The organism is uncultured Winogradskyella sp. (assembly GCF_937958655.1).
GTDB lineage: Bacteria > Bacteroidota > Bacteroidia > Flavobacteriales > Flavobacteriaceae > Winogradskyella.
The window spans coordinates 1-13,745 of sequence record NZ_CALGNH010000049.1 but is presented as its reverse complement, the minus strand read 5'-3'; the positions used below and the strand labels follow the sequence as shown (position 1 = coordinate 13,745).

Here is a 13,745-nt window from a genome sequence, read left to right as displayed (position 1 = left end):
AACATTTATACATAACTATTGGTTGTATCCTCGTAACTTTAAATCTATATGGGCAAAATCGTATGGCTATTAAAGCCAACGTAGATGTAGAAACCAAAACCATAAACATTACCCAAACTATAGATTATAAAAACACTTCATCCGACACACTTAAAACACTATATATTTCGGATTGGAACCAAAGTTATTCTACCAAATCTACACCACTAGCCAAACGGTTTGAAGAAGAATTTACCACCAAATTTCATTTAGCCAAGAAAAAACAAAGAGGTTTCACCCTTATAGCCTCCATCTTTAACCTTAATGATAACAGAACGGTTGCGTACTCGTATTTAAAAGCACATCCAGACGTTTTAAAAGTTGATGTAAAAACGCCGGTATTACCCAATGAGAGCTTTAATCTAGTTCTTAATTACACCCTTGTGTTACCAGACGCTACATTTACAGGCTATGGTATAACAAAAAATAAAGATTTTCAATTAAAGCATTGGTACTTAACTCCGGTAGTCTACAATGGTAAATGGCAGTATTACAGCAATAAAAACCTTGATGATATTTTTATACCAAAGTCCGATATAATTATTGAGATTACGCATCCTATAAATTATAAAGCAACGTCAGAATTGGATTTGATTACCACACGATCAGACCTAAAAAACAAAACACTTACTACAATTTTAAGTGGTAAAGACCGCGTAGATTCGTATTTATCAATTAACAAGTTTCCAGACTTTAAATTTGTACAAACAGACAATTTTGTAGTGGTTTCAAATATTGAAGAAAAAGGTTTAACTGGCCCAGAAAAAGCAATTATAGCAGACCGAATTACGCAGTTTTTAAGTAAAAATTTAGGTAACTACCCTCACAAAAAATTATTAGTAACCGCAATGGATTATGGCAAAGATCCTTTGTACGGTTTAAACCAATTACCAAGTTTTTTTAGACCTTTTAAAAGTCAATTTCAGTATGAATTAAAGCTTTTAAAAACAGCCTTAAGACAATATTTAGATAACATCTTAATGCTAAATCCTAGAAAAGAACATTGGCTCAGCGATGGTATACAGGTTTATTACATGATGAAGTATGTAGAGACCTACTACCCAGACACGAAACTTTTAGGCACATTGGCTGATGTTTGGGGCATAAGAGCGTTTCATGCGGCAGACTTAGATTTTAACTTTCAGTATTTTCTGTATTCTATGGAGATTGCCAGAAAAAATAGAGATCAACCTTTAAATACATCTAAGGATTCTTTAATAAAATTTAATGCAAACATCGCCGGAAAATATAAAGCAGGTTTAGGCTTAGCTTATTTAGACGACTTTACTACAGATTTAGACCTAGACCAAGAGCTTACCTCGTTTCTTAAAGCTTCTAAGCTAAAACCCGTTGCCATAGATAGTTTTGAAACTTTTATTAAAACAAAGACCAATAAAAATGTAGATTGGTTTTTTAAAGATTATGTAGGCTCAAGAAAAAAAATAGATTTTAAAATAAGTAAGGTTAAAACCACGCAAGACTCTATACACCTTACTATAAAAAATAAGCGTGTTAATGATATGCCAGTATCCTTGTTTAAACTAAATAACGACTCGGTTATTGGAAAACTATGGGTAGAAAACATAAAAGGTACCAAAACCGTAAGCATACTAAAAGATAGCACCACTAAGTTTGTTTTAGATTATTACAATAGAATCCCAGAATTTAACCAAAGAGATAACTATAAGGCCGTTAGCGGCTCGTTTCTTAACAATAAACCATTACAGTTTAGACTTTTTAAAGATATAGAAGACCCTTATTACAATCAGGTGTTTTTAATGCCATTAGTAGAATTTAATAATATCTATGACGGCTTAACTCTAGGGACTAAATTTTATAACAAAACCATACTTAGAAAACGTCTTAATTATAGAATTTCACCACAATACGCCACACGCTCAAAAAGCCTTACAGGCAGTGTAAGTGCGTTTTACACGCACAATTTAGAAAACCAAAATTTATTTAATATTACCTATGGTATATCAGCAGGATACAGATCATTTGCGCAAGATGCATTTTTTACAAGAATTCGCCCGTCAGTAACATTCTCATTTAGAGATGACAGTGACTTTAGGAGAGATAAAGTTGATAGAATTTCAGCGCGTTATGTTAGTATTTCTAGAGAACTCGGTAGCGAGGCTATAATAGAGGATTTAGACGAACCAGATTATGGGGTATTTAATTTACGGTACTCGCACTTTAACCCAGGTATTATTAATTTCTCTAGATTTAATGCAGATTTTCAGGTTGCAGAAAGGTTTAGCAAATTATCCGCCAGTTATGAGTTTAGAAAGTTAACCAAAAGCAATAGAAATATTAACTTTAGGTTATATGCAGGGATGTTTTTAGATAATAATACAGATCCAACTTCTAATTTTTTCAGTTTTGCCTTAGACCGTCCAACAGATTACTTGTTTGATTTAAGTTATTTAGGAAGGTCTGAAGATTCAGGTTTATTTAGTCAACAAATTATTATTGCCGAAGGTGGTTTTAAGTCTATGCTAGAAACTCCTTTTGCAAATCAATGGATGACAACGGCTAATTTTACAACCTCTATTTGGCGCTATATACAAGCTTATGGAGATTTTGGCTTAGTGAAAAATAAATTTAGCCCAGCAGAATTTGTTTATGGTTCTGGCATAAGACTTAATCTTGTAGAAGATTATTTAGAACTCTACTTCCCTATTTATTCAAGTTTAGGGTGGGAAATAGCACAACCAAATTACGACGAACGAATTCGTTTTATAATCTCCGTAGACCCTCAAGTGCTTTTAGGTTTATTTAGAAGAAAATGGTATTAACATATTCTTACTGAAATGTTAAAATATTTTATATTCCTTATTTTTTAACAAATAAATAACCTTTTTACTGAGAATATTTTAAGAATTAAGAGTTCTAAGCTATTGCAGGTCACGTCTCTTTTTTGTACTTTTGCATGGCAAAAATTAATCCTGAATGAAGACCAACTCCGATACCAAAACAGAAATTACATTCAACGACTTTAAATCAGAAGTTATAAATGATTATAAGCTTGCTGTTACGAGTCGAGAATGCAGTTTACTTGGACGTCGCGAAGTCTTAACTGGTAAAGCCAAATTCGGAATTTTTGGTGATGGTAAAGAAATTCCTCAAATCGCTTGGGCCAAAGCCTTTGAAAATGGTGATTTTAGATCTGGATACTACAGAGATCAGACCTTTATGATGGCTATTGGCGAATTAACGATTGAACAGTTTTTTGCAGGTTTATATGCCAATACAGATCTTAAAGAAGAGCCCATGTCAGCTGGTCGTCAAATGGGAGGTCACTTCGCCACGCATAGTTTAGATGAACATGGTAATTGGAAAAATTTAACCGAACAAAAAAATTCTAGTGCAGATATCTCACCTACTGCCGCACAAATGCCAAGACTTTTAGGATTAGCACAAGCATCAAAAATATACCGAAATGTTAAAGGTATTGACACCACAAAATTCTCAAAAGGTGGACAAGAAATTGCTTGGGGAACTATAGGAAATGCTAGTACAAGCGAAGGTGTATTTTTTGAAACCATTAATGCTGCTGGTGTATTACAAGTACCTATGGTTATTAGCATTTGGGATGATGAATACGGTATCTCTGTACATGCAAAACACCAAACTACAAAAGAAAATATTTCAGAAATTCTAAAAGGATTTCAAAGAGATAAAGGCACTAACGGCTACGAAATATTTAGGGTTAATGGATGGAATTACCCTGAGCTTATAGACACCTATCAGCGTGCAGCGCAAATATCGCGTAAAGACCATGTGCCAGTGATGATTCATGTGCAACAATTAACACAACCGCAAGGTCATTCTACCTCTGGCTCTCACGAACGCTATAAAAACACAACACGTTTAGCATGGGAAAGAGAATATGACTGTAATGCCCAAATGCGTCAATGGATGATTGAAAATAATATTGCCACAGACGATGAATTAGCGCCATTAGAAAAAGAAATTAAAAAAGCGGTAAGACAAGGCAGAAAAGCAGCTTGGTCCTCATTTATTAAGCCAATAATAGAAGAAAAACAACAAGTTATTGCTCTGTTAAAACAATTGGCAGCAACGAGTAGCAACGGTATTTTTATTACTAAACTTATCAACGATTTATCTATAATTGATGAGCCGCTTAGAAAGGATGTACTTTCAACAGCACGCAAAGCATTGCGCTATGTTGTTTCAGAAGAATCGCCTATAAAAACACAGTTACAACATTGGATTAATGATTACTTCGCGGTAATTCAACCAAAATACAGTTCGCACTTGTATAGTGAGTCTAGCCACAAAGCTATTCATCAAAACGAAGTAAAACCTATCTATACCGAAGATGCTAAAGAAGTTGATGGTCGCATTGTATTACGAGATAATTTTGAAGCTATTTTTACAACCTATCCCGAAACCTTAATTTTTGGGGAAGATGCAGGCCGAATTGGAGATGTTAATCAAGGTTTAGAAGGATTGCAAGAAAAGTTTGGCGAATTAAGAGTTTCTGACACAGGTATTAGAGAAGCTACAATCTTAGGGCAAGGCATAGGTATGGCCATGCGCGGATTGCGACCTATAGCAGAGATTCAGTATTTAGATTATATACTGTACGCACTTCAAATAATGAGTGATGATCTGGCGACGGTACAATACAGAACAAAAGGGCGACAAAAAGCTCCCTTAATTGTTAGAACGCGTGGTCATCGTTTAGAAGGCATTTGGCACTCTGGTTCTCAAATGGGTGGAGTATTAAATTTAATTAGAGGAATCCATGTTTTAGTACCAAGAAATATGACTAAAGCTGCAGGATTTTACAATACCCTTTTAGAAAGTGATGAACCCGCTTTAGTTATAGAGTGTTTAAATGGGTATCGTCTCAAAGAAAAAATGCCATCTAATATTGGAGCCTTTAAAACACCTATTGGTATTGTAGAAACTATTAAAGAAGGTGAAGACATTACTTTAGTCTCTTATGGCTCTACCTTAAGACTTGTAGAACAAGCCGCTAAGGACTTATTAGAAGTGGGCATAGATGCAGAGATTATAGATATTCAATCCTTATTACCTTTTGATTTAAACCACGATATTGTTAAGAGTATAGCCAAAACAAATCGTGTAATGGTTATAGACGAGGACGTCAAAGGTGGTGCATCTGCATATATATTAGACCAACTCTTAAATGTACAAAATGCCTTTAATTACTTAGATAGTGCACCAAAAACTTTAGCAGCACAAGCTCATAGACCTGCTTATGGCACAGATGGAGACTACTTCTCTAAACCCTCTACAGAAGATATTTTTGAAGCCGTATATGGTGTTATGCACGAAACGAATCCTAACGATTATCCAAAGTTACGCTAAGTTTAAAACGTAACGAAACTCATTTTACTAAATTTGGAAAATCGTAAATTTAGGAATCTTAAGTAATCATCTTTTAACAGGCACTCATTAATGACACAGCAAAATAATACCGACCAACAACCTCTAATTACAAGAGATTGGTTAGCCATAGAGCGCACCAAACTTGCTAATGAGCGTACATTTTTAGCATATTTTAGAACTTTTTTAGTCATTTTAGGAACAGGAGTAACAATACTTAAACTAGAGTTTTTTTCGGACCTAGAATCTTACGGTATTATCCTTATTATAATCTCCGCCATTATACTTTTTATAGGTGTTTTTCGCCTTTTTAGAGTTAAGAACACAATTAGAAGACACTATTAAATGTATATGGCAGGAGTTGCGCTTTGTTAATCGAAATTTATTGTCAATCGGGTCAAAAATATTGAGTTTAGCATAAACTTTAAAAAATAAACGTTTATGAAACCAAAGACCTCAATCCTTATTGTTACTGTTGCGATTGGTATTTTATTAAATTCTTGCATTGTTAAGTCCTTGCAACCGTTTTATATTAAAAAGCATTTAAGCTTTAATAAGGCACTCTTAGGAAACTGGGTAGATAATAAAAAAGGGCAATGGACCGTAGAAGCCATTTCAGCTAAAATGGAAGCCGATAAAAAAAGCGATGCCAAATTTTCTGATGAAGATCTAAAAATCTATGAAACCTACAACAAAGGGTATTACATAACACATTTAAAAAAGAATAAGGAAGCTGGCTTTATTGCAATGCCGTTTAAGGTTAATGATACCTATTTTTTAGATTTTATACCTATAGATATTGAAGATAACGAAATTAACAGCTTAGCCGCTAAACATCTTTTAAAAACACACTCTGTAGCTAAGTTAAACATAAAGGCTAACAAAGCGGTGTCACTTACATGGTTAAATGAAGAACGTATTACAACACTTTTTGAAGAACAAAAGATTCGTTTAAAACATGAAAAAATAGGCTTTGAAAATGACCTTTTAATAACGGCATCTTCAGAGGAATTATACGAGTTTTTAAAAAGAGCGTTAGACATGGACATGTTTACGACTTTAAAAAAAGATGGTGAAAAATGGAATTCTTCTGATAAATTAATCTTAACAAAAATAAATGCAAAGCCTTAGTCTTAATGCCATTCTAAAAAAATCCAATTACCACAGACCATTAATTTTTAATGGCATTTTGTGGTTATTAGCCTTTGTAGTATTAGTATTTGTATTTTCAAAAGGCAATACTCCAATTAAAGTAGATTACATCTACACTATGGTCTTTTTAATAACACTAGCACTACCAGTAAGTATCAATTTCTATATACTTATTCCCAGACTACTAAAGCAAGAAAAGTATTTAAGTTATGCAATGTCTTTCATCTTCAATTTAGTATTTTTTGCGTTAACCAGTAGCTGGTTTTTACGGCCGCTTTTAGATCTCGTTTTCACAAAGTATTTCTTCATTGCATATCTCTCAAAAACCGATATTTTTATTGTGTTTTCAATCTTTTTAGTTGCCACAACATTAATTAAATTTGCTGAAGATTGGTTCTATTTTAACACAAACGAAAACAAAATTCTACGTTTAAAAAACCAGCACATAGAAACTCAGTTATCTGCCTTAAGAGCACAGATAAATCCCCACTTTTTATTTAATTCGCTTAATGTTATCTACGCACTAGCACTAGAAAAAAAAACAGAAACCACTAAGGCTATTGTGCAATTGTCGGACATTTTACGTTATGTTATTTACGATACTGATACTGAACGTGTGATACTAAAAGATGAAGTAAAATTGATTACGAATTATATTGCATTTCAAAATTATAGGTTTAAGACACCAATACCCACTGACCTAAATATTAATATAGAAAACGAGCATTATAAAATATACCCAATGCTTTTACTGCCACTCATAGAAAACAGTTACAAGTACGGTATTATTTCTGGAGAAGAACCAAAACGCATAAAAATAGATCTAACTCAAAATAAAAACAATTTTGAATTTTGTATTAAAAACACCAACCTTAACACGGATAATAAACTAAAGGCTAAAGACTCTGGTGTGGGTTTAAAAAATCTAAAAAATAATCTAAATTTAGTGTATCCTAACCGCCATTATTTTGAAGTTGTAGAAACACCAGAGCAATTTAAAGTTTTACTAAAACTTACAAATGAAATCTAAAAAATATATATCTTGTATAATAATTGATGACGAGTTATCCTCACAAAAAGTTCTTCAGTACTTCATAAAAAACACCGAAGTATTAGAATTAAAAAAGACATGTAACACTACTTCTGAAGCTTTTAAACATCTTCAAATACATAGAGATGTAGATTTATTATTTTTAGATATTAACGTGCCGCAACAAAATGGGCTAGATTTTTACAAATCGTTAAAAGATGCACCACAGGTTATTTTTACCACAGCCTATTCTCAATATGCCGTTGAAGGCTTTGAAGTTAATGCCACAGATTACCTATTAAAACCCTTTTCTTATGAGCGGTTTTTAATCGCCATAAACAAAGTCTTAAATAAATTTAATAACGTTAACATAACTAGTGAATTTATAATTTTAAAAGAAAATAAAGCCATACATAAAATATTATTTAAAGACATACAATACGTTGAAGCTTTTGGAGACTATGTAAAAGTGCACGCCGTAGATAAAACAATTGTGACCCATAGCACGTTTTCTAATCTTATAGGGAAATTACCAGATTATTTTTTGAGAATACACAAATCTTACAGTATTAATCTCAATAGAATGCATCACCTCATCAGAAATAAAATTGCGGTAGATTCTCACACTATTCCAATAGGACCAACCTATAAGCAATCCGTTTTAAAAGCCTTAAATTTGTAATATGAAGATTGCATCTATTGTTACGATTAAAAAAGAGCTTCAACATTTACCCAAAGAAGACCTTTTAGAACTTTGCTTACGCTTAGGAAAGTTTAAAAAAGAAAATAAAGCCTTACTCACCTACTTACTTTTTGAATCTCATGATGAGGATGGCTACATTACAAGCATTAAATCTACATTAGACGAACTCTTTGACAGCATTAACACGGCGAGTTATTTCTACATGAAAAAGACGATTAGAAAGATTTTAAGACAAATAAGAGTCTATAGTAGGTATTCATTAAAAAAATCCACGGAAGTAGAGCTCCTACTCTATTTTTGCGAACGGTTAAATGAACTTAATCCTTCTATTCACAGAAACAAAACCTTAAGTAACCTATACGAACGCCAAATTATTGCGCTTAAGAAAAAGATAAGTGTCCTACATGAAGATTTACAGTACGATTATAACTTGCAATTAGAGGATTTGGAAGTGTAGTTTATTGGGCTTTTTAGACGGGTTAAATTGATTAGAGTTATTAAACCTGAAACCAACAAACAAAACCAAGAACTAACAACCAACAACTTACTGTTTTTTAGTCTTCTTGCTACCTTCATACATTTCGTATTTTACCAAGCGAGACTCTAATTTTGCGTTAAACACTTTGATTTTTCGAGATGGTCTTAAACCAATATACTTTAGTGCTTCGAGATTAGAGGTAATTAACCAAGCATTGGTATTTGGGTAACCATGTTTTAAGGTTGTACCAATATTACCATAAAACGCTTCAATATTTAGATTTTCTAGGCGCTCTCCATAAGGTGGATTAAACACCATTTGTAATTTATCGTTACCCGCTTTTTGGGTTTTAAAGAAATCTTCGTGCTGAATGTGGACAAATTCATCTAAGTGTGCATTCTTAATATTTTCTTTGGCTTTGGTAACTGCAGAAGGTGATTTGTCGTAACCTATAATTCGGTGATGAAAATCTCTCGTCTTTTTTAATAAAGATTCTTCAATTTTTTCAAATAAATCTACATCCCAATCTTCCCAACGTTCAAAGGCAAATTCTTTACGCATTAGATTTGGTGGTATATTACAAGCAATCATTGCCGCCTCAGCAAGTATGGTACCACTACCACACATTGGATCCATAAAATCGGTTTGGCCATCCCAACCGCTCATTAAGATTAAGCCCGCTGCAAGTACTTCGTTAATTGGTGCAATATTGGTTGCTGTTTTATAGCCTCTACGGTGTAAAGATTCACCCGAGGTATCTAAAGAAATGGTACAACGTTGCCGATCTATGTGTACATTAATTTTAAGATCTGGAAATCGTAAATCTACATTAGGCCTAGTGCCGCTATGTTCTCTAAAACGATCTACAATGGCATCTTTGCACTTTAAGGCCGTGTATTGCGAGTGAGTAAACACACTATGATGCACGGTAGCATCTACCGCCAAAGCGCCAGTGGATTTAAGGTAGTTCTCCCACTTTATATCTTTTACATTTTTATAAAGATCCTCTTCTTTGGTAACTCTAAAAGACTTTATTGGTTTAAGAATTTTAATGGCCGTTCTTAATCCCAAATTAGCCTTGTACATAAAGCCTTTATCGCCAACAAAGCTAACATTACGGACACCTTTTGTAACCTCCATGGCATCAAGTTGGGTTAGTTCTTTTGCTAATAGGTCTTCAAAACCAAATAAAGTCTTGGCAACCATCTTAAAATTATCGTTCATAACTTACGTCTAAAGGAATGCAAAAATACAGTATTTTTGTAGTACAATTAGCATTATGACAAAACCAACAAAAGCGTGGTATGCATCTTGGTTTGATACACCATACTATCACATTCTATATAAAGACAGAGATTATACCGAAGCCCAAAACTTTATGGATAACCTTACCAATTACCTCAACATCCCAGAAGGTGGTAAGATCCTTGATTTGGCTTGTGGTAAGGGAAGGCATTCTGTTTATTTAAACACTTTAGGTTATAATGTTACTGGTGTTGATTTATCTGAACAAAGCATAACCTACGCTAAACAGTTTGCTAATGACACCCTGCGGTTTAATGTGCATGACATGACTAAACCTTATCCTGATACTTTTGATGCCGTTTTTAATCTTTTTACAAGTTTTGGGTACTTTGAAAATGAAGACTGCAATCTACAAACCATTACATCTATTAAAGCAGAGTTAAACGAATTTGGATTTGGCGTAATTGATTTTATGAACAGCAATTTTGTGATAGAAAATTTGGTTGCTGAAAACACAAAAACCATAGACGGCATAGCATTTAATCAAAAACGCCGTGTTGTAGATGGATACATTGTTAAGGATATTAGTTTTAAAATAGATGATGAAAACTATAAATTTCAAGAACGTGTTAAAGCACTAACACTAGAAGATTTTAATGTATTATTTAACAAAGCAGGAGTTCATTTATTAGATGTATTTGGAGATTATAAATTACACAAATATCATCCAAAAACCTCTGAGCGGTTAATTATGATTTTTAAGTAAATGAATAAGTATCTCTTTCCTATATATGCCATAGTTATTGGTGTACTTATCGCTTTATTAACCAAAAGTCAAAAATCTATACACACTAAACTACTTTTATCGTTTAGTGGTGCTTTTTTATTGGCATTAACTTTATTTGATTTACTACCAGAGGTCTATGATCATTTAGATGCTAAATCCACTGGTTTTTTTATAATGTGCGGTATTCTTCTGCAAATTGTTTTAGAGTTTTTTTCTAAAGGTGCAGAGCATGGCCATGTGCATATTCATAAAGAAAATTTAGACTTTCCGTGGTTACTTTTTATTAGTCTTTGTATCCATAGTTTTTTGGAGGGTTTTCCGATTCATCAACATAATACAATGATCTATGGCGTCTTTATACACAAAATACCCATTGCAGCTTTGCTTACCTCTTACCTATTAAAATCAAAATGTAAAAAAGTGCAAATTATTAGCTTTATTTTCATTTTTGCAGTAATGACACCTTTGGGAACCTTTATATCTAATACGGTGAGCTTAGACCAAAAAGTATTGGTAAGCATTAATGCTTTAGTTATTGGTATATTTTTACACATTTCTACAACCATTCTTTTTGAGGCAAGTGAGGGTCATAAATTTAATTTATCTAAGCTGGTAGCCATTTGTTTGGGAGTTTTAATTGCTTATTTTATTTAATAACTTATGGATTAGTAGGTCTTAGCTGTCAATTAAAAATAATGTTTAGCAAAGAAGAAAGTAGAGCTTTAAGACAAGAATTCTGGACCAGTTTTGGGAAGTCTTTTCCTAGAAAATGGCTATTATACAATACAAAAATAAAAGGAGTTGCTTTTAAATTTCATTTTGACACTACATCGGCCTTAATTGCCTTAGATTTAGAAGATGACTTGGAAAACAGGATCAATTGCTGGGAAAAGTTAGTAGCTTTAAAAAGTATTCTTCGAAATGACTATTTACCCGATGCTATTTATGAAGAAGAATTCTATCTAGAAAATGGAAAAGAACTCTCTCGTATTTATATTTCTATACCTCAAAAAGTATCCATACACAACAAAAACACCTGGCGTGCTGTGATGGAATTTTTTAATACTAACATGATTTTATTTGAATCTTTTTTTGAAGAATATAGAGATATCATTAAGGTCTCTTAGACTGTAATATTTATATTTACTGCCCTATAAAACTATGTAATGCAATTATTTTCTTTTAATCATATTGCTATATCTGTAAAAGACGTAGCGAAATCTGTTGATTTTTACCAAAGCGTTTTCAACCTAAATGAAATTAAAAATACAGCTTCTGTAACTGAAACACGATGGTTGATGCTAACTAAAAACGTACAAATTCATTTAATCCCAAGACCTCAATTTGAGATTACGATTAATAAAGCAGTACACTTTGCACTAGCAACGAAGGATATTAATACGTTTATAAATCACTTAAACGGGTTAAAAATTGCATATTCTGATTGGGAAAATACTCCTAATAAGGATTATGTACGGGATGATGGTATACGACAAATCTACTTTAAAGATCCCGACGGTTATTGGATAGAAGTTAATAATGACGTTGCTAAATAGCCTACTTTACAAAATGGTTATAAGGTATCTAATGGACTCTTAATTTTAGACATACTCCGTGGCGTAACCTTAGTATATACCTGTGTTGTTTTTATAGAATTATGGCCTAACAACTCTTGTATAAAACGCATATCAGCACCAGACTCTAAAAGGTGCGTAGCATAGGAATGTCTAAGTCCATGTATGCCTATATTCTTTTTTATTCTAGCCTTGCGCATTGCTTTTTTAAAGACTTGTTGCAGACTAGATCTAGCATAAACGCCACCATACTGTCCCTCTAGCAAAAACTCTTTTGGTTTATAGGTTATATAATATTCTCTAAGCAGAGGTAAAACAGATTCTGGTAAAGGCACATAACGGTCTTTTTTTCCTTTAGCACCATTGAGATGAACGACCATACGCTTACTATCAATATCTGTAAGTTTAAGTCTTACGACTTCGGACACTCGTAAACCCATTCCGTATGTTAATTGTAGTGCTATTTTATGTTTTAAATTAGTGGTGACTCTAAAAAGTTTTTTTACTTCAGATTTACTTAACATCTTGGGAAGTGTTAGTGGTTTTTTAGGTCTAGGAATATCAAAAAACATTTTTGGTCTGTTCAGTACCTGCTCAAAATAAAATTTAATAGCATTGATTTTTCCATTAAGTTTTCGTTCACTCATTTTCTCAATTTTAATACAATAGAGAAAGTAGTCTTTTAAGCGTTTAGGAGATAAATCTTTTACGTCATAGTCATCTAATAAATCTAGCAGGTGCATAAACTCAGCAATGTAAATTCTTTTAGTACTTGGACTGTAACCTTTTAAACTGAGCTGTTCATTTAAATTTAAAAATGCTTGCCTATTTACGAGATGAATTTTAGATGCTTTAGCTTTTAGATTGTCTTTGGGCATTAAATTTAAGGCGGTTCTAACTACATTGAGGTCTGGCAAATACCACGATTTTTTTGTAGCACTCCATTTAGCAGATGGAAACCGCTGCCTTAAAGCTTTGATTAAATCTTGCCTGTAAGGAAATGAAATAAGTATAACGGCATTACCTCTATGGGATGACATTGAAAAGCTATAATATTTTAAATTCATACAGGTATTTTGTATAACACTTTATGTAAATATACGTATTTTGATATACAAAATACCTGACTACTAAAAAAATAAAACCCTTTAAATTCATTGGGTTTACAAATAATTATTATTTTTAAAAATAAATACGTAAATACAGACTTATTTACGAGTTGTAAGCAAGCTAAAAAACATCATAATTGAATTCAATATTTGAAATTTTAAAAGGACTTCCACCATACGGAAAAATGTACGTGCCAATTCCGGAAGGAAATTGGTCAGAAGGATTGCCTGTGGAATTTACAA

At 32.8% G+C, this 13,745-nt stretch carries 13 protein-coding genes; 11 read left to right on the top strand and 2 right to left on the bottom strand.

Annotation, left to right across the window (positions count from 1 at the left end):
* Positions 1 to 62 precede the first annotated feature (62 nt).
* From Q0800_RS09845 to Q0800_RS09815, 7 genes are all read left to right on the top strand, one after another.
* Positions 63 to 2,840 (top strand): metalloprotease, encoded by a 2,778-nt coding sequence (locus tag Q0800_RS09845; protein ID WP_299129231.1) that lies wholly within the window; start codon positions 63 to 65, stop codon positions 2,838 to 2,840.
* Between the two features lie 154 nt (positions 2,841 to 2,994).
* Positions 2,995 to 5,406 carry an alpha-ketoacid dehydrogenase subunit alpha/beta gene (locus Q0800_RS09840; protein WP_299129230.1) on the top strand — a complete coding sequence of 804 codons (2,412 nt, stop codon included), beginning with the start codon at positions 2,995 to 2,997 and terminating at the stop codon, positions 5,404 to 5,406.
* Positions 5,407 to 5,496: 90 nt separating this feature from the next.
* A complete protein-coding gene (locus Q0800_RS09835) occupies positions 5,497 to 5,769 on the top strand; it encodes a DUF202 domain-containing protein (protein ID WP_299129229.1) in 273 nt (90 codons plus the stop codon).
* Positions 5,770 to 5,865: 96 nt separating this feature from the next.
* Complete coding sequence (locus tag Q0800_RS09830) at positions 5,866 to 6,555, top strand: hypothetical protein (protein WP_299129228.1); 690 nt, start codon at positions 5,866 to 5,868, stop codon at positions 6,553 to 6,555.
* Positions 6,542 to 7,606 carry a sensor histidine kinase gene (locus tag Q0800_RS09825; protein WP_299129227.1) on the top strand — a complete coding sequence of 355 codons (1,065 nt, stop codon included), beginning with the start codon at positions 6,542 to 6,544 and terminating at the stop codon, positions 7,604 to 7,606. The genes Q0800_RS09830 and Q0800_RS09825 overlap by 14 nt, the downstream gene beginning before the upstream one ends.
* Positions 7,596 to 8,288, top strand: a complete 693-nt coding sequence (locus tag Q0800_RS09820) for a response regulator transcription factor (protein ID WP_299129226.1) — start codon at positions 7,596 to 7,598, stop codon at positions 8,286 to 8,288. The genes Q0800_RS09825 and Q0800_RS09820 overlap by 11 nt, the downstream gene beginning before the upstream one ends.
* Position 8,289: 1 nt before the next feature.
* Positions 8,290 to 8,766 carry a hypothetical protein gene (locus Q0800_RS09815; protein WP_299129225.1) on the top strand — a complete coding sequence of 159 codons (477 nt, stop codon included), beginning with the start codon at positions 8,290 to 8,292 and terminating at the stop codon, positions 8,764 to 8,766.
* An 87-nt stretch (positions 8,767 to 8,853) separates the two neighbouring features.
* On the opposite strand, the gene Q0800_RS09810 is transcribed toward Q0800_RS09815, so the two are convergent.
* Positions 8,854 to 10,011: a THUMP domain-containing protein gene (locus Q0800_RS09810; protein ID WP_299129224.1), complete on the bottom strand. Its 1,158-nt coding sequence runs from the start codon at positions 10,009 to 10,011 to the stop codon at positions 8,854 to 8,856.
* 55 nt (positions 10,012 to 10,066) lie between these two features.
* Between Q0800_RS09810 and Q0800_RS09805 the strand changes: the two genes are divergently transcribed.
* From Q0800_RS09805 to Q0800_RS09790, 4 genes are read left to right on the top strand one after another with little or no spacing between them, the layout of a single operon-like run.
* Entirely contained in the window at positions 10,067 to 10,798 is a 732-nt protein-coding gene (locus tag Q0800_RS09805) for a methyltransferase domain-containing protein (protein ID WP_299129223.1), read from the top strand.
* The gene (locus Q0800_RS09800; protein ID WP_299129222.1) at positions 10,799 to 11,473 is read left to right on the top strand and encodes a ZIP family metal transporter; all 675 of its coding nucleotides are present in this window, start codon (positions 10,799 to 10,801) and stop codon (positions 11,471 to 11,473) included.
* Positions 11,474 to 11,514: 41 nt separating this feature from the next.
* Entirely contained in the window at positions 11,515 to 11,946 is a 432-nt protein-coding gene (locus tag Q0800_RS09795) for a DUF4268 domain-containing protein (protein WP_299129221.1), read from the top strand.
* 39 nt (positions 11,947 to 11,985) lie between these two features.
* Positions 11,986 to 12,375: a VOC family protein gene (locus Q0800_RS09790; protein ID WP_299129220.1), complete on the top strand. Its 390-nt coding sequence runs from the start codon at positions 11,986 to 11,988 to the stop codon at positions 12,373 to 12,375.
* A gap of 17 nt (positions 12,376 to 12,392) precedes the next feature.
* Here Q0800_RS09790 and Q0800_RS09785 read toward each other — a convergent pair whose 3' ends face one another.
* The gene (locus Q0800_RS09785) at positions 12,393 to 13,433 is read right to left on the bottom strand and encodes a tyrosine-type recombinase/integrase (protein WP_299129219.1); all 1,041 of its coding nucleotides are present in this window, start codon (positions 13,431 to 13,433) and stop codon (positions 12,393 to 12,395) included.
* Positions 13,434 to 13,745 lie beyond the last annotated feature (312 nt).